Below are 16,931 nucleotides of genomic sequence, written 5' to 3'. Positions count from 1 at the left end.
CATCCGGTTTGGCGCACGATTGTACGTGAGCCGATGGGGGGATGACAGGGACCCCGCGCTGTCTTAACAGCATCGGGGCTGGCAGAATCCATTCATGAGCATGACAGGAGACAAACGCTGGTGACATCGGTCGAGTGGCTGCTGCCGCTGCTGGGATTGGGCTATCTCAGCGGCTCCTGGCTGGGTGCCCTGAGCGTGTGTCGAATGGCGGGCGTGGAGGACCCGCGGCTGGCGGGTTCCTGCAACCCGGGATTCTCCAACGTGCTGCGGTTGCATGGCCGTCGGCTGGCGTTGGCGACCCTGCTGCTGGACGCGACCAAGGGCATGCCGGCACTCTGGCTGGCCCTGTGGCTTGGGCTGGCGCCCTGGGCTCAGGGCATGGTCGGCCTGGCGGTGCTGCTGGGGCATAGCTACCCCCTCTGGCACCGTTTCCGTGGTGGCAAGGCCGTGGCCAGTGCCTTCGGCGTGATGCTTGTCCTGACGCCCTGGGTGGCGCTGTGCTGTGCCCTGCTCTGGGCGGTCCTGGCCTGGCGCGTGCGCACCGCTGCGGTGGCTTCCCTGGCCAGTGCCGGCCTGGCGCCGCTGGTCAGCGTCTGGCTGGCGCCGGACTATGTCATCGTGGTGGTGGCCTTTACCGCGCTGGTGCTGGCACGGCATATGCTCAATATCCGGCGCCTGGGGCGTGGCGACGAACAGGGGCTCTAGGACAGGCTCCTAGGACAGGTTGCCAGGGCAAGCGGCGCCGAGGGGGACGTCGCCAGCCATCAGTTGCCGGTTGGTGCTTGCAGGGTATCCATCGGCCAGCGTGGCACGGCCTTCATGATACCGATCTCGTCGCGCTCACCTGCCGCTAGCCGCTGAGCGCCCACATAGGCGATCATCGCGCCGTTATCGGTACAGAAGCGACCCCGGGGGTAATAGGCGCGGGCGCTGCGCTTGTCGGTCTCCCGTTCCAGCCGCTCCCGCAGGCGCACATTGGCACTGACCCCGCCTGCCACCACCAGCCGCTTGAGGCCGGTGACGTCCAGCGCACGGCGACACTTGATCACCAGCGTATCCACCACCGCCTCCTCGAAGGCCCGGGCCACGTCGGCGCGAGCCTGGTCGTCGAGTGCGTCATCCTGCTCCAGCCGTTTCAGGGCGGTCAGGGTATGGGTCTTGAGTCCCGAGAAGCTGAAGTCGAGCCCCGGACGGTCGGTCATGGGGCGCGGGAAACGAAAACGACCGGGGTCGCCCAGTTCGGCGAGCTTCGCCACCTGCGGGCCGCCAGGATAGGCGAGCCCCAGCATCTTGGCCGCCTTGTCGAAGGCCTCTCCGGCGGCGTCGTCCACCGACTCGCCCAGCAGCCGATAGTTGCCCAGCCCCTGGACCTCGACCAGCTGGGTGTGACCACCCGACACCAGCAGCGCCACGAAGGGAAAGGCCGGCGGTGACGTCTCCAGCATCGGTGCCAGCAGGTGCCCCTCCATGTGATGAACCCCGAGCACCGGGATGTCCAGCGCGCGTGCCATGCCATGGGCGGTGCTGGCGCCCACCATCAAGGCACCGACCAACCCCGGCCCCGCGGTATAGGCAATGGCATCCAGCGCTGTGCGCGTGGCGCCGGCCTCGTCGAGCACCTGCTGGATCAGTGGCAGCAGCCGGCGGGTGTGGTCCCGGGAGGCGAGCTCGGGCACGACGCCACCGTATTCGGCGTGCATGGCGACCTGGCTGTAGAGCGCGTCGGCCACCAGGCCCCGCTCGGTGTCGTAGAGCGCAACGCCGGTTTCGTCGCAGGAGGTTTCGATGCCGAGTACTAGCATGGGTTGGGCTCGCGGAAGAGGTAAAGCGGCATTCTAGCAAATCGGGCGCCTGTTGAGCGCTGCCGGCATGATGCGGAAATGTCGAGCCCCGCGCGGTCAGGCAAGCAATGGGGCTGTCGTGAATTTGCAAAGACCCGTTCCGGCGACTAGAATACTGTGCGCTGTAGGACTGGGTCGTGCATCCAGCAGGAGATCTTCCGCTTCTTCATGCAGTCCGGGCATTGGTGGCTTGCTGCCGGCCTGGGTTTCGTGATGACGGAAGTCGTCCAGAGAGGGTGTGCGTACAAACCGAACTCAAGAAATTTTAAGGTAGGTGAGTGCTTAATGCCTTCTGTAAAAGTACGTGATAATGAGCCGTTTGACGTAGCGCTGCGTCGTTTCAAGCGTTCCTGCGAAAAAGCCGGCATTCTGTCCGAGGTTCGCCGTCGCGAGCACTACGAGAAGCCGACTGCAGAGCGCAAGCGCAAGGCAGCCGCTGCGGTGAAGCGTCACGCCAAGAAGCTCCAGCGTGAGCGGAAGCGTTTCGAAAGGCTCTATTGATCCGTACGATGGGGTAGTCGACGCGCTCTGCATCGGCTGTTCCGGGAGGATGACCAAGCGGCCGCCGGCGGGTGGCCGTTTGTTTTTCCGCTGAGCCCGCCACGCCCTTCATCCGCCTGTCCAGTCTGGAGGAGGCGATACCTGCATGGCCGGTCAGATACCGCAGCGTTTCATCGATGACCTGCTGGCTCGCGTCGACGTGGTCGACATTGTGGGCGAGCGGGTGCAGTTGAAGAAGGCCGGGCGCAATCATGCCGGGCTCTGTCCCTTTCATCAGGAAAAGACGCCGTCGTTTACCGTCAGTGCCGACAAGCAGTTCTACCACTGTTTCGGCTGCGGCGCTCACGGCAACGCCCTGCGCTTCCTGATGGAGTACGACAACCTGCCCTTTCCCGAAGCGGTTGAGCAGCTGGCTTCCCGGCTTGGCCTGGAGGTGCCGCGAGAAGGCGCCGACGATCCTCGTGCCCAGGCGCGGGAGCGCAAGCGTCAAGAGGGCGTCAACCTGCTGGAGCTGTCGGCAAGCTTCTTTCGGGAACGCTTGAAGATGCCGGAAGGGCAGGGCGCTCGCCATTATCTGGCCGAGCGCGGCCTTTCGCCGGAGATTCAGGCGGCGTTCGGGATCGGCTATGCGCCGGACGAATGGGAGTCGCTCAAGCGCCACCTGTCGGCGCGGGACATTCCCGAGGCCGTTCAGATCGAGTACGGGCTGCTGGTTCACCGCGAAGAGAGTGGGCGAACCTACGATCGCTTCCGCGACCGGGTGATATTCCCGATTCGCGACGTTCGGGGGCGGACCATCGCCTTCGGCGGGCGAGTGCTGGGCGATGCCAAGCCCAAGTATCTCAACTCGCCCGAGACGCCGGTGTTTCACAAGGGGCGTGAGCTCTACGGGCTATTCGAGGCGCGCCAGGCCAATACGCGCCTTGAGCGGCTGGTGATCGTCGAAGGCTACATGGACGTGGTGGCCCTGGCCCAGTTCGGGATTCGCAACGCGGTGGCCACCCTGGGCACCTCGACCAGCGAGGATCACCTGTCGCGGCTGTTCCGCATGGTCGACGAGGTGGTGTTCTGCTTCGACGGGGACCGGGCTGGCCGCCAGGCGGCCAACCGGGCGCTGGAGGTCGTCCTGCCGCTGATGATCGACGGCCGGCAGGCCCGCTTCCTGTTCCTGCCCGAGGGTGAGGATCCGGATACCCTGGTGCGCAGAGAGGGGCCGGAGGCCTTTGTCGATCGGATCACCTGCGCCAGTCCGCTGTCGGAGTTTCTCTTCGACCAGGCGGCGCGGGGGCGTGACCTGGCGCGCATCGAGGATCGCGAGCGCTATGCCAGCCAGGTACTGGCGGCCATCGGCGAGCTGCCCGAAGGGCTGCTGAAATCGCTGATGCTCAATGAGCTATCGCGGCGAACGGGTGTCGAACGATTACGCTTCGAGGCGTTGATGGCACGGGCCGAGGGTGGGGCGGGGCAGCCTGCCGAGGCGGAGGCGGCCTCTGTCGTCTCGGCGATGCCGTCGGCCGTGAAGGCGGCAGGCACGCGCCCCGACCGGATGCCGCTGGGGCTGGTGGCGCGAATACTTCAGTTGTTGGTACATGAGCCGATATTGGTAGAACGGCTGCCCGAGGCGGATGACTGGTACCCCGAGGGGGACCCGGATGTCCCGCTCTGCCGCGAAGTGGTGCGCCTGTTGCGGGCCGGGCGATACCGCAGCGGCCAGGTCTTGCTGGCGCACTTCCACGGCAGCGACCAGGGACAGCGGCTGGCGGCGCTGGTGAAGCGCGAGATGCTGATTCCTCGCGATGCCAGGGCCCAGGAGCTCGATGGCCTGGTCGAGCATTTTCGTCGGCATCAGAGGCGCCCCTCGTGCCAGGAGCGGATCGATGCGCTGCTGGCAAAGCAGCACTCGGGAGAGCGGCTTTCGCCCGAGGAGCGGCAGCGGCTCATGACGTTGCTGGCCGAGCTGGGAAGCTGAGGGCCCGCTGCGAGAGACACGAACATGAACACGAAAGAGACAAGCGTCACGGATGACGAAGGATGTTGGCGGTGGGGGTTGAAATTGTTTCTACCATCACCACATAGGGAGCATGGATTCGCCCCCCCCGCGACAGCACAACCGGATAAACTAACACACCTGAGTGACCGAGCAAATGGGTTGAACTGGCGGTAAGGCGTGATTAGCCGCTATACTGTTCGGCTTCATGAGTTTTCTCCACCCAGCGCTTCAGGTGCTTCATTCTTCTTCGTCGAGATAGGGTTTCTATGGCTGGAAATGCGCAGCAGCAGTCACGTCTGAAGGAGTTGATCGCGCGCGGCAAGGAACAGGGTTACCTGACCTATGCCGAGGTCAACGACCACCTTCCCGAAGATATCGCCGACCCCGATCAGGTGGAAGATATCATCGGCATGATCAATGACATGGGCATCAGTGTCGTCGAGGAAGCCCCCGATGAAGATACCCTGATGATGTCTGATCACTCCACCGACGAGTCGGCCGCCGAAGAGGCAGTGGCCGCGCTGGCCGCGGTGGAGAGCGACGTAGGCCGCACCACTGATCCGGTGCGCATGTACATGCGCGAGATGGGCACCGTCGAATTGCTGACCCGCGAGGGCGAGATCGAGATCGCCAAGCGCATCGAGGAGGGCACCCGCGAAGTCATGTCGGCGTTGGCCTGGCTGCCCGGTGCCGTGGAGTCGATTCTCGACGCCTACGACGCTACCCAGGACGAGGAAGCGCCTGGCCGTCTGTCGGACCTGTTCTCCGGCTTCATCGACCCCGACGAGGGTATCCCTGGTGTCGCCGAGGCCGAAGTGCCCGAGGAGGAGCCGAGGGACGAAGAGGCGAGCGAGGACGACGACGAGGATGGCGAGGCCGAGGAAGAGACCACCGGCGGCCCCGACCCCGAGGAAGCCAAGGCGCGCTTCGAGCAGATTCGCCAGCAGAACGAGCTGGTGCGTGCCGCCATCGAGGCGCACGGCCGTCACTCGCCGGAAGCCCGGGTCGAAATGAATCGGCTGGCCGAGCTGTTTTCGCCGATCAAGCTGGTGCCGAAGCACTTCGAACGCCTGGTCAATCAGGTGCGGATCAGCGTCGAGCAGGTGAGGGCCCAGGAAAAGGCGGTCATGCAGCTGTTCGTCAAGAAGGCGCGGGTACCGCGCAAGACGTTCATCAAGGCATTTCCGGGCAACGAGTCGCGCCAGGACTGGCTCGACGACTTCATCGGCAACCACGGCAAGTATGCCGATCGTCTCGAGGCCATGCGTGGTGACATTCAGCGCTCACAGCGCCGAATCGCCTTCGAGGAGGACATGGTCCAGCTGGCGGTGCCCGAGCTCAAGGAGATCAATCGCCGGCTCTCCATCGGCGAGGCCAAGGCGCGTCGGGCCAAGAAGGAGATGGTCGAGGCCAACCTGCGTCTGGTCATCTCGATCGCCAAGAAGTACACCAATCGCGGGCTGCAGTTCCTGGACCTGATCCAGGAGGGCAACATCGGCCTGATGAAGGCGGTGGACAAGTTCGAGTACCGGCGTGGCTACAAGTTCTCCACCTACGCCACCTGGTGGATTCGCCAGGCGATCACTCGCTCCATCGCCGATCAGGCGCGCACCATCCGTATCCCGGTGCACATGATCGAGACCATCAACAAGCTCAACCGCGTGTCGCGGCAGATGCTCCAGGAGATGGGTCGCGAGCCCACCCCCGAGGAGCTCGGCGAGCGTCTCGAGATGCCCGAGGACAAGGTACGCAAGGTGCTCAAGATCGCCAAGGAGCCGATCTCCATGGAGACGCCCATCGGTGACGACGACGACTCGCACCTCGGCGATTTCATCGAGGACGGCACCATGCTGTTGCCGGTCGACCTGGCCACCGGCGAGGGGTTGATCGAGGCTACCCGCAACGTGCTGGGCGGGCTCACCGCCCGCGAGGCCAAGGTGCTGCGCATGCGTTTCGGCATCGACATGAACACCGACCATACCCTCGAGGAGGTCGGCAAGCAGTTCGATGTCACCCGTGAGCGGATTCGCCAGATCGAGGCCAAGGCATTGCGCAAGCTGCGTCACCCGAGCCGCTCGGAGCCGCTGCGCTCGTTCCTCGACGAATAAGCTCTCTTACCGGTTTGCAATGATCGGTATGCAATGAGTGTGCAATGACAAAACGCCCGCTGCCTTGGCAGCGGGCGTTGTCGTTGGGATGTGCCCCGCAGCTTGCGGGGCCTGGGCAGGCAAGGGCGTTCAGTCGCTTCGTGCGCTGCGCCAGCGCCGCGCCAGCAGCGTAAGCTCGATCACGGCGATCAGGATCAGCGCATAGCCCAGCAGCTCCACCACCTCCTCGGCGGCATCCTTGAAGGTGCGCACGTAGTGCTCCTGCAGGACCGCCTCCCAGAACACGCTGCGTCCGTAGAGTCGCGAGAAGACGTAGGTAGTCAGCACGCCGGCGGCGAACAGGCCGAAGGAGAAGCTGTTGGCATAGCCGGCAAACTCCTCGACGAAGCGCTGTCGTTCGCGAATGATCCAGTACAGGATGGGGACGATGACCAGCGTGACCAGTACCTTCCAGGTGTGATCGGCCACCCACAGGTCCAGCCAGTAATCCTGTTCGCGAATCAGTGAGCTGAACACGAAGGCAAAGATCAGCAGTGTCACGTTGGGCATCACCCTCAGCACCTGGCGCGTGTAGAGCAGCAGCGCCGAGGCGGTGGCCAGCAGTGCGCTCTGGGCCAGTTCGGTGAAGCCATGCTCAGAGAAGCGTACCTCGTGAAAGTAGAGGGCCTCGTAGTAGGCTCCCTGGGCCAGGGCGGCGATGAGCAGGATGTACAGGGTGGCGCGAACACAGGTGGCGCGAAAGCCGATGGGCCAGGGGTGGCCGGGAGGTGCGTCTTGGGGCATCGGGAACGTCCGGGGCAAGGGTGACAGGGCTGCGCGTCATTCTATCGTCACCCTTTCGTGCTGACTATGCTGGGGTCGGCATCAAGGGGTTGCCCGGTTTGCTTCCTCGACAATCCAGTCGTGTACCGCCGCCACGCGGCGATCGTCCAGGGCGCCGCTGGTGTGCACGATACCGTAGCGCTTGCCGGTAGGGATGCGCTGGGGGAAAGGCGCGATCAGTGTCCCTGTGCTGAGTTCGTTGGTGAGCAGCGCCTGGCGGGCGATGGCGACACCCATGCCGGCAACCGCCGCCTCCATGGTCAGGCGGTGCCGATTGAAGGTATAGCCGCGGCGGGCATTGAGCGGTGGGGCTTCCACTGCCTCAAGGTAGTGCTCCCATTCGGCGTAGGGGTGCCCGCCACGCCAGGCGGTGACGTCGTGCAGCAGCGGGTACCAGGCCAGTTCCTCGGGGCGCGACAGGGGTGGTCGGTGGCGCAACAGGGCCGGGGCGCAGACCGGGAAGATCACTTCCTCCATCAGCGGCGTGATGGCCAGGCCAGGGTAGTGGCCATCATTGAGGTCGATGGCCAGATCGAACTCGCCCTCTCGAAGCGACAGGCTGCTGTCCTCGGCAATGATCTGCAGCTCGATGTCGGGAAAGCGCGCCTGAAGGCGGGGCAGGCGTGGCATCAGCCACTTGCTGAGGAAGGCGGGTACGCTGCGTACCCGGATGATGCCGCTCATCACCCCGCTACGCAGGCGTTTCACTTCGAGGCCGACCGACTGGTAGGCCTCTTCCACCACATCGGCCAGGCGGCGTCCCTCCTCGGTCAGCTCCAGGCGACGCGGCAGGCGGCGGAACAGCTTGAAGCCCAGGCGCTCTTCCAGCTGCTTGATCTGCTGGCTGACGGCCCCGGTGGTCACGTGCAGCTCTTCTGCGGCGCGTGTGAAGGAGAGGTGTCGGGCGCTGATGGCGAACACCTTGAGCCAGGCGTGGGTCTGAGCGTGGAGTAGGCGGCTCATGCTTTAGTCATTCTATACTCAGTAGGGAGATATTCTCGTTTGTCTGACGGCGCTTGCCGTACCACCATAGAATCCAACGTGGTTGGATGGCAATAGCGTTTAGTCAGGCTCATCCATTCTTGACCACTCCGGAACGGATACGATCGGCAATCGCCGACCAGAAAAGGTGATCACATGGCACTCAGCGTCTTCGACCTGTTCAAGATCGGCATCGGCCCCTCCAGCTCCCATACCGTTGGTCCGATGCGCGCCGCCTTCGACTTCGTCCAGGCGCTGCGTGAGCAGGATATGCTGGAGCGGGTCGCACGAATCGAGGTGCGGCTGTTTGGCTCGCTTTGCGCCACCGGCAAGGGGCACGGTACCGACAGGGCAGTGATCATGGGCCTGATGGGGGAGCGTCCCGACCAGATCGACCCCGCCATCGTGGGCCCTTGTCTCGAGGAGCTCTTCGAGTCCAATACGCTGCAGCTTGACGGCCGTCTGTCGATCCCCTTCCTCTGGGCCCGCGACATGCAGTGGCACGAGGAGTGCCTGGAGTATCACCCCAATGCCATGACCCTGGTCGCCCACGGCCATAGCGATGAGCTGTGGCGCAACACCTACTACTCGGTGGGCGGCGGCTTCGTGGTCGACGAGGCCCAGGCCGCTTGCGGCGAACTGGACGGGGATAACACGACGCTGCCCTACGACTTCAATTCCGCCGCCGAGCTCATGGCGCTGTGTCGCATGCACAACCTGCGCATCAGCGAACTGATGCTGGAGAACGAGAAGGCCTGGCGCAGCGAGGCGGAAGTGCGCGCCGAGCTGTGGACAGTGTGGGAGGCGATGCAGGCCTGCGTCGAGACCGGCCTGAAGAACGAGGGGGTGCTGCCAGGCGGGCTGAACGTACGCCGTCGCGCAGCGACGCTGCATCGCCACCTGCTGGCGGCGGAAGATGACGCCTGCGTGATCGCCTCGACGTTTTCGGCCATGGACTGGGTCAATGTCTTTGCCTTGGCGGTCAACGAGGAGAATGCCGCCGGTGGGCGCATGGTGACCGCCCCCACCAACGGTGCGGCGGGCATCATTCCCGCGGTGCTGCACTACTATATGAAGTTCAAGGCCGGTGCCAGCGAGCGGGACGTGGTGGATTTCCTGCTGGCTGCCGGCGCCGTGGGCATGCTGTGCAAGAAGAACGCCTCCATCTCCGGCGCCGAAGTCGGCTGCCAGGGCGAAGTGGGTTCGGCCTGCGCCATGGCGGCTGCCGGGCTTGCCGAGGTGATGGGAGGGACCGTGGCCCAGGTGGAAAACGCCGCCGAGATCGGCCTGGAGCACAACCTCGGGCTGACCTGCGACCCTGTTGGTGGCCTGGTGCAGGTGCCGTGCATCGAGCGCAACGCCATCGCCTCGGTCAAGGCGATCAATGCCGCCCAGATGGCGCTGCGTGGCGATGGAGAGCACTTCATCTCGCTGGACAAGGTGATTCGTACCATGCGCGATACCGGCCGCGACATGCAGGAAAAGTACAAGGAAACATCCCGCGGCGGTCTGGCGGTCAATGCCATCGAGTGCTGAGCGCTAAAGACGCTTTCGTATCAACCGACTATGCTGAATCCACGCGATGCCCCATGCGGCATCGCGTTTTTGTTTGCAAGCTATTGAACTCTCGATCTTCTACGCCATTGGTCGAGTTCGACGTTTCAGGAGTTGCCCTGCGGGATTCTCTCCTCTAGCTTACGTTAACGTAAAGGTTAGAAAGTCCCCGGCTGATACACCGCAGCCACTGCTTTCATGACAAAGACAACAAATCAGCGCGTATCGCCAGCGGCGATTCAGAGAGGACGTCACATGACCCAGGAGTTCATACTGGAGACTCGCGGGTTGACCAAGGAGTTTCGCGGCTTCACCGCCGTGGACGATGTCAACCTGCAGGTCCGGGAAGGACATATCCACGCCTTGATCGGGCCCAATGGCGCCGGCAAGACGACCGTCTTCAACCTCCTCACCAAATTCCTGCCGCCGACCCGCGGCGAGATTCTCTATCGCGACAAGTCGATCACGAAGATGAAGGCCAACGAGATCGCCCGGCTGGGCCTCGTGCGCTCCTTCCAGATATCCGCCGTGTTCGCCCATATGACAGCGCTGGAGAACGTCCGTGTGGCCCTGCAGCGGCCGATCGGTACCTCGTTCCACTTCTGGAAGTCCGAACGCACCCTCGACCATCTCAATGACCGCGCCATGGAGCTGCTGGAGCAGGTGGGGCTTGCTGAATACGCCGATGTGCTCACCGTGGAGATGCCCTATGGCCGCAAGCGGGCGCTCGAGGTGGCCACCACGCTGGCCATGGACCCGACCCTGATGCTGCTCGACGAGCCCACTCAGGGCATGGGGGCCGAGGACGTCGACCGCATCGTCGAGCTGATACGCGAGGTGGCCAAGGGCCGTACCGTGCTGATGGTGGAACACAATCTCAGCGTGGTGAGCCGGCTGTGCGACCGCATTACCGTGCTGGCTCGCGGTGCCGTGCTGGCTGAGGGTGACTACAAGGCGGTTTCGGCAAATCCGTTGGTCAAGGAAGCCTATATGGGCACCGAGACAGAGGAAGAGGAGACCAGCGCATGAACCAGCTAGCCGAGCAGCCCGGCAAGACAGCGTATCGGGATCATGACGGTGCCGAGATGCTGCGGGTCAGCGACCTGCACGCCTTCTATGGCGAATCCCACATTCTTCACGGGGTCGATTTCGACGTGAAGCGTGGCGAACTGGTCACGCTTCTCGGTCGTAACGGTGCCGGACGCAGCACGACGCTCAAGGCGATCATGAACATGGTCGGCCGGCGTACCGGCTCGATCATGATCAACGGCACCGAGACCCTCGACATGAAGCCGCACCGCATTCCCCGGCTGGGGGTGGGCTACTGTCCGGAAGAGCGTGGCATCTTCGCCAGCCTCGACGTCGAGGAGAACCTGCTGCTGCCGCCCACGGTACGCTCCGGCGGCATGAGTCTCGATGAAATCTACGAGATGTTTCCCAACCTCTACGAGCGTCGTCGCAGCCAGGGCACCCGGCTTTCCGGTGGTGAGCAGCAGATGCTGGCCATGGCACGCATCCTGCGAACCGGCGCGCGCATGCTGCTTCTCGATGAAATCACCGAAGGCCTGGCGCCGGTCATCGTGCAGACGCTGGGTGAGGTACTGGTCAAGCTCAGGGACCGGGGCATGACCATCGTGCTGGTGGAGCAGAACTTCCGCTTCGCCGCACCGCTGGCCGATCGCCACTACGTGATGGAGCACGGGCGCATCATCGAGGAGATCTCGGCGGCCGAGCTGCCTTCGAAACGTGATCACCTCCACACCCTGCTGGGGGTCTGAGCGCCCCGCGCCCAACCGCCAGCTGACCAAAACGATAAATGGCAACTTGCGTAAACCGGAACAGCGACGCCTGCAGCTGCAGCGTTTGCCACAACAAGCCACAACAAGCCACAACAACAAGCAGTCCCCATGGGACTACGGAGACGTAAATGACCTTCATCAAGAAGACCCTCGCCAGCAGCATCGCCATTGCCGCCGCCGCCGCACTGGCAGCAACCACCGCCCAGGCGGAAATCAGCGATGGTGAAGTCCGCATTGGGTACCTGGCCGACATGTCCGGCACCTACCGCGACCTGGCCGGGCCGGGCGGCCTGGAAGCCCTGCGCATGGCCATCGAGGATTTCGGTGGTAGCGTCAATGGGGCGCCGATCGAAGTCTTCAGCGCCGACGACCGCAACAGTGCCGACGTGGGTGCCAACACCGTGCGCGAATGGGTCGATACCCGTAACGTCGACATGGTGGCCGGGATGGTCGCATCATCGGTCACCATCGCGGTAACCAATGTGCTCAAGGAGAACGACAAGCTGGGCATCATTTCGGGATCGGCAGCGTCCAGCATCACTAACGAGCACTGTTCTCCCAACCACATCCACTGGGTCTATGACACCTATCCGCTGGCCAACGGTACCGCCAAGGCCATCGTCGATCAGGGTGGCGACAGCTGGTTCATGCTGACCGCCGACTACGCCTTCGGTCACGCTCTTGAAGGCGACGTGACGCGGGTGGTAGAAGAGAGCGGCGGTGAAGTGGTCGGTGGCGTGCGCCACCCGTTCCCGACCGATGACTTCTCCTCCTATATCCTTCAGGCTCAGGGTTCCGGTGCCAAGATCATCGGCCTGGCCAACGCCGGGGCCGACACTGTCAACGCCATCAGTACTGCCGCCCAGTTCGGTGTCGTGGAAGCAGGCCAGCAACTCGCCGGCCTGCTGGTCTTCCTGAATGACGTCCATGCCATGGGCCTCGATACCACCCAGGGGCTGCTGCTGACCACCGGCTGGTACTGGGACATGGATGATGAGGCGCGCGAGTGGTCCGAGCGTTACTACGAGCGTATGGACCGTATGCCGACCATGGTTCAGGCGGGCGTCTATTCCAGTACCATGCACTACCTCCAGGCCGTCGAGGCGACCGGCAGCGATGATGCAGCCACCGTGCGCGAGTACATGATGGAGCAGCCGATCAACGACTTCTTCGCCCGCAACGGCCGTCTGCGCGAGGATGGCCGCATGATTCACGACATGTACCTGGCCCAGGTGAAGTCGCCGGCCGACTCCACCGGCGAGTGGGACCTCTATGAGATCCTCGCCACCATTCCTGCCGAAGAAGCCTACCGTCCGCTGTCCGAAAGCCAGTGCAATCTGGTCCAGAACTGAGCGGTGCAAGACACGGCGGCGGCCCCTGGCCGCCGTCCCTCTGACGGCGAGGAGAACCTAACATGACGATGATATTCGGGGTGCCGTTGGCAGTGTTCATGGGCCAGCTGCTGCTGGGCCTGATCAACGGTGCCTTTTATGCCTTGCTGAGCCTGGGCCTGGCGGTGATCTTCGGCCTGCTGAAGATCGTCAACTTCGCCCACGGGGCGATGTACATGCTGGGTGCCTTCGCCACCCTGCTGGGGATGCGCTACCTGGGCATCAATTACTGGGCGGCGCTGCTGCTGACACCGCTGGTGGTGGGCTTGTTCGGCATGGTGATCGAGCGACTGCTGCTGCGGCGTATCGGCCATCTGGACCACCTCTATGGCCTGCTGCTGACCTTCGGCCTGGCACTGATCTTCGAAGGCACGCTGGTCAATTTCTTCGGGGTGTCGGGCGCGCGTTATCCCACGCCGGAAGCCCTGCAGGGCGGTTTCCAGTTGGGCTTCATGTTCCTGCCCGTCTATCGGGCCTGGGTGCTGTTGGCGGCGCTAGTCGTCTGCCTGGGTACCTGGTTCATCATCGAGCGTACGCGGCTCGGTGCCTACCTGCGGGCCGGGACCGAGAACCCCGCGCTGATGCAGTCGTTCGGCGTCAATGTCCCGTTGCTGATCACCCTGACCTACGGCTTCGGCGTGGCACTGGCGGCCTTCGCCGGCGTGCTGGCGGCACCGCTCTACCCGGTCTCACCCACCATGGGCTCCAACCTGCTGATCGTGGTCTTTGCCGTGGTTGTCATCGGCGGCATGGGCTCGATTCTGGGTGCCATCCTGACCGGCCTGGGCATGGGCCTGATCGAGGGCCTGACCAAGGTGTACTATCCCGAGGCAGCCAACACCGTGATCTTCCTGGTCATGATCCTGGTGTTGATGCTCAGACCCGCCGGACTCTTCGGCAAGGAGGCATGACATCATGGCCACGACTCAAACCCTGACCCCCGTCATGGAGCGTCAGCGTCGAGCCAACATGCGACGCAATGCCTTCTACCTGGCGCTGATCGTGGTGGGGCTGCTGGCACCCTTCGTCGCCTATCCGGTGTTCCTGATGAAGGTGTTGACCTTCGCGCTGTTCGCCTGTGCCTTCAACCTGCTGCTCGGCTACGCTGGCCTGCTCTCCTTCGGCCATGCCGCCTTCCTGGCCACCGGAGGGTACGTTACCGGCTACCTGCTCTCGAGCTATCCGGGACTGACGCCGGAGCTGGGCATCCTCATCGGTACCGGTGCCGCGGTGCTGCTGGGTGTCGCCTTTGGCGCTCTGGCGATTCGTCGGCAGGGCATCTACTTCGCCATGGTGACACTGGCGCTGGCGCAGCTGATGTTCTTCTTCTACATCCAGGCGCCGTTCACCGGCGGCGAGGATGGCCTGCACGGTGTGCCGCGGGGTCACCTGTTTGGCTTCATCAGCCTGCGCAGCAACCTGGCGATGTACTATTTCGTCTTCGCGATCTTCCTGATCGGCTTTGCCATCGTACAGCGAGCCGTGCACTCGCCCTTCGGCCAGGTGCTCAAGGCGATTCGCGAGAACGAGCCGCGGGCGGTATCGCTGGGCTACAACGTCGATGCCTACAAGCTGCTGGCCTTCGTGATCTCCGCCGGCCTGGCCGGCCTGGCCGGCTCCACCAAGACCATCGTCTTCCAGCTGGCCTCGCTGACCGATGCCCACTGGCACATGTCGGGCGAAGTCATCCTGATGACCCTGCTCGGCGGTGTCGGCACGCTGTTCGGCCCGGTGGTCGGTGCCGGCCTGGTGGTCAGCCTGCAGCACATGCTGGCGCAGTCGCCGCTGGGCAACTGGGTCAACGTCATCCTGGGCCTGATCTTCGTGATCTGTGTGCTCAGCTTCCGTAGCGGTATCGTCGGTGAGATCACCAAGATGTATCGCAAGAACTTCAAGTAGCCGAGCCGAACGGGGCTTGAAACGCCATCGGGCGCCTCAAGGGGCGCCCGATGGCGTTTCAGAATGCAATACGCCCGGTCCCGTCAGAGTACTCCTTTGGCCTTGGCGGTATGAATGGCAATGGCATCCATGAGGGGCGGTGAGAGGCAGTCGTAGGGTGGCAGGCCCAGATCCGTGAGACGGGCACGCACGTCGCTCATCTTCTCCGGGTCGGCGCCCGACTCGATGATGGACGAGACGAAGGCCGCAAACTCCGGGGCCGCCCAGCCGGAGTCATCGGAGAGCTCGGTGTGAATGAAGTCCAGCCCGTGGAAGGGGTGGCCGGTGTTCTCGATGCGGCCGTACATGTGTACGCCACAGCCCCTGCAGGCATGGCGCTGGATGGCGGCGGAGGAATCGACCACGTCGAGCTTTTCCTCATGGGCGGTGACACTGACGCTGTCGCGGGGCACCACGGCCACCATCGAGAAGGTGGCGCCGGCCGGTTTCCAGCACTTGGTACAGCCGCAGACGTGGTTGTGGGCGCACTGCGCCTTGACGGCGACTTCGACCCTGTCGCTGTCGCAGTGACAGTGCAGGGTGCCGCCGGTGAAGCTGTCGCTGCCGGGCTTGACGCCGTCGTCCACGGCGGGATGGATGTGAACGTTGTGATGGCTCATGGTGGCTTGGCTCCCCTGTGTTGTCGTTTTTGCGGGGTTTCTCGCCGCGGGTGGCGGCGTACGGGGCGTGCTCTGTGGCGTGGCGGCGGGCTTGCCGCCGAACCAGCGCTGGATGATGTCCATCAGGCTCATGGTGCCTCCTTGTCCCTTGGACGCGGATCACTCGTTGTTGCGCTTTTCGTGCGGCTTCGGGCGCGTGTTAGTCATTCGCGCGTCACGTAGCATCGGACGTGAGTAAAAAGCGGCGCGTATCACCCGCGCGGCTTCGGGCGCGTATCAATAGCGAAGCACGGTACGAATGCTCTTGCCCTCGTGCAGCAGCTCGAACGCCTCGTTGATCTTCTCGAACGGCATCTCGTGGGTGATGAACTCGTCGATCTTGAGCTCGCCATCCATGTAGCGCTGCACGTAGCCGGGCAGCTCGCTGCGGCCCTTCACCCCGCCGAAGGCAGAGCCCTTCCACACCCGGCCTGTCACCAGCTGGAACGGCCGCGTCGAGATCTCCTCGCCGGCCCCGGCCACGCCGATGATCACCGACTCGCCCCAGCCCTTGTGGCAGCACTCCAGCGCCTGGCGCATCACGTTGACGTTGCCGATGCACTCGAAGGAGTAGTCGACCCCACCGTCGGTCAGGTCGACGATCACCTGCTGGATCGGATCGCTGTGCTCCTTGGGATTGACGAAGTCGGTGGCACCGAACTGGCGCGCCAGCTCGAACTTGTCCGGGTTGACGTCGATGGCGATGATGCGGCTGGCCTTGGCCATCTGCGCCCCCTGGATCACCGCCAGGCCGATGGCACCGAGGCCGAACACGGCAACGGTGGAGCCCGGCTCCACCTTGGCGGTGTTGAGTACCGCGCCGATGCCGGTGGTCACGCCGCAGCCGAGCAGGCAGATCTTGTCCAGCGGCGCTTCCTTGGACACCTTGGCCAGCGACACCTCGGGCAGCACGGTGTATTCGCTGAAGGTGGAGCAGCCCATGTAGTGGTGCAGCATCTTGCCGTCCAGTGAGAAGCGCGAGGTGCCGTCGGGCATCAGCCCCTGGCCCTGGGTGGCGCGTACCGCCTGGCACAGGTTGGTCTTGCCGGAAAGGCAGAACTTGCACTTGCCGCACTCGGCGGTATAGAGGGGGATGACATGATCGCCGGGCTTGAGGCTGGTGACGCCGGGGCCGACTTCCTCGACGACCCCGGCGCCCTCGTGGCCCAGCACCGAGGGGAAGAGGCCTTCGGGGTCGGCGCCGGAGAGGGTGAAGGCGTCGGTATGACAGACGCTGGTGGCAGCGATACGCACCAGCACCTCGCCGGCCTTCGGTCCCTCGACGTCGATCTCGACCAGCTCCAGCGGCTTGCCGGCGGCCAGGGCGATGGCAGCGCGTGATTTCAT

Annotated in this window: 15 protein-coding genes; 10 read left to right on the top strand and 5 right to left on the bottom strand. The window is 64.0% G+C overall.

What is annotated here, in order from left to right; translation table 11 throughout:
- Positions 1–117: 117 nt before the first annotated feature.
- Entirely contained in the window at positions 118–705 is a 588-nt protein-coding gene (gene plsY, locus LY622_RS18075) for a glycerol-3-phosphate 1-O-acyltransferase PlsY (RefSeq protein ID WP_234292452.1), read from the top strand.
- A gap of 59 nt (positions 706–764) precedes the next feature.
- Here the strand turns inward: plsY and tsaD are convergent, their stop codons facing one another.
- Positions 765–1,802 carry a tRNA (adenosine(37)-N6)-threonylcarbamoyltransferase complex transferase subunit TsaD gene (gene tsaD / locus LY622_RS18070; RefSeq protein ID WP_234292160.1) on the bottom strand — a complete coding sequence of 346 codons (1,038 nt, stop codon included), beginning with the start codon at positions 1,800–1,802 and terminating at the stop codon, positions 765–767.
- Between the two features lie 324 nt (positions 1,803–2,126).
- On the opposite strand from tsaD, the gene rpsU reads away from it, so the two are divergent.
- From rpsU to rpoD, 3 genes are all read left to right on the top strand, one after another.
- Positions 2,127–2,342 carry a 30S ribosomal protein S21 gene (rpsU, locus tag LY622_RS18065; protein ID WP_010629611.1) on the top strand — a complete coding sequence of 72 codons (216 nt, stop codon included), beginning with the start codon at positions 2,127–2,129 and terminating at the stop codon, positions 2,340–2,342.
- 145 nt (positions 2,343–2,487) lie between these two features.
- The gene (gene dnaG, locus LY622_RS18060; protein WP_234292159.1) at positions 2,488–4,311 is read left to right on the top strand and encodes a DNA primase; all 1,824 of its coding nucleotides are present in this window, start codon (positions 2,488–2,490) and stop codon (positions 4,309–4,311) included.
- Positions 4,312–4,598: 287 nt separating this feature from the next.
- Complete coding sequence (gene rpoD, locus LY622_RS18055; protein ID WP_114480110.1) at positions 4,599–6,440, top strand: RNA polymerase sigma factor RpoD; 1,842 nt, start codon at positions 4,599–4,601, stop codon at positions 6,438–6,440.
- A gap of 129 nt (positions 6,441–6,569) precedes the next feature.
- On the opposite strand, the gene LY622_RS18050 is transcribed toward rpoD, so the two are convergent.
- On the bottom strand, positions 6,570–7,223 hold the full coding sequence (locus tag LY622_RS18050; RefSeq protein WP_234292158.1) for a hypothetical protein: 654 nt from the start codon (positions 7,221–7,223) through the stop codon (positions 6,570–6,572).
- A gap of 81 nt (positions 7,224–7,304) precedes the next feature.
- Entirely contained in the window at positions 7,305–8,225 is a 921-nt protein-coding gene (locus LY622_RS18045; protein WP_234292157.1) for a LysR substrate-binding domain-containing protein, read from the bottom strand.
- Positions 8,226–8,399: 174 nt separating this feature from the next.
- On the opposite strand from LY622_RS18045, the gene LY622_RS18040 reads away from it, so the two are divergent.
- The 6 genes from LY622_RS18040 (at position 8,400) to LY622_RS18015 (ending at position 14,886) form a co-directional block, all read left to right on the top strand.
- Positions 8,400–9,779 (top strand): L-serine ammonia-lyase, encoded by a 1,380-nt coding sequence (locus tag LY622_RS18040; RefSeq protein ID WP_234292156.1) that lies wholly within the window; start codon positions 8,400–8,402, stop codon positions 9,777–9,779.
- A 273-nt stretch (positions 9,780–10,052) separates the two neighbouring features.
- Positions 10,053–10,826 (top strand): ABC transporter ATP-binding protein, encoded by a 774-nt coding sequence (locus tag LY622_RS18035; protein WP_234282049.1) that lies wholly within the window; start codon positions 10,053–10,055, stop codon positions 10,824–10,826.
- Complete coding sequence (locus LY622_RS18030) at positions 10,823–11,575, top strand: ABC transporter ATP-binding protein (RefSeq protein WP_234282047.1); 753 nt, start codon at positions 10,823–10,825, stop codon at positions 11,573–11,575. The genes LY622_RS18035 and LY622_RS18030 overlap by 4 nt, the downstream gene beginning before the upstream one ends.
- A gap of 149 nt (positions 11,576–11,724) precedes the next feature.
- Positions 11,725–12,948, top strand: coding sequence for an ABC transporter substrate-binding protein (locus LY622_RS18025; protein ID WP_234292155.1), 1,224 nt, complete (start codon positions 11,725–11,727; stop codon positions 12,946–12,948).
- A gap of 62 nt (positions 12,949–13,010) precedes the next feature.
- On the top strand, positions 13,011–13,898 hold the full coding sequence (locus LY622_RS18020) for a branched-chain amino acid ABC transporter permease (RefSeq protein ID WP_234292154.1): 888 nt from the start codon (positions 13,011–13,013) through the stop codon (positions 13,896–13,898).
- A gap of 4 nt (positions 13,899–13,902) precedes the next feature.
- On the top strand, positions 13,903–14,886 hold the full coding sequence (locus LY622_RS18015; protein ID WP_234282042.1) for a branched-chain amino acid ABC transporter permease: 984 nt from the start codon (positions 13,903–13,905) through the stop codon (positions 14,884–14,886).
- A gap of 83 nt (positions 14,887–14,969) precedes the next feature.
- Here LY622_RS18015 and gfa read toward each other — a convergent pair whose 3' ends face one another.
- Together gfa and LY622_RS18005 are read right to left on the bottom strand one after the other, a co-directional pair.
- Positions 14,970–15,677 carry an S-(hydroxymethyl)glutathione synthase gene (gene gfa / locus LY622_RS18010; RefSeq protein WP_234292153.1) on the bottom strand — a complete coding sequence of 236 codons (708 nt, stop codon included), beginning with the start codon at positions 15,675–15,677 and terminating at the stop codon, positions 14,970–14,972.
- 144 nt (positions 15,678–15,821) lie between these two features.
- The coding region (locus LY622_RS18005; RefSeq protein ID WP_234292152.1) for an S-(hydroxymethyl)glutathione dehydrogenase/class III alcohol dehydrogenase at positions 15,822–16,931 on the bottom strand (1,110 nt) is incomplete at its 5' end.

Source organism: Halomonas alkalisoli (genome assembly GCF_021412585.1).
GTDB classification, from domain to species: Bacteria; Pseudomonadota; Gammaproteobacteria; order Pseudomonadales; family Halomonadaceae; genus Halomonas; species Halomonas alkalisoli.
Note: the sequence above shows the minus strand (reverse complement) of the source record. Positions and strands in the feature narration are given on the sequence as shown.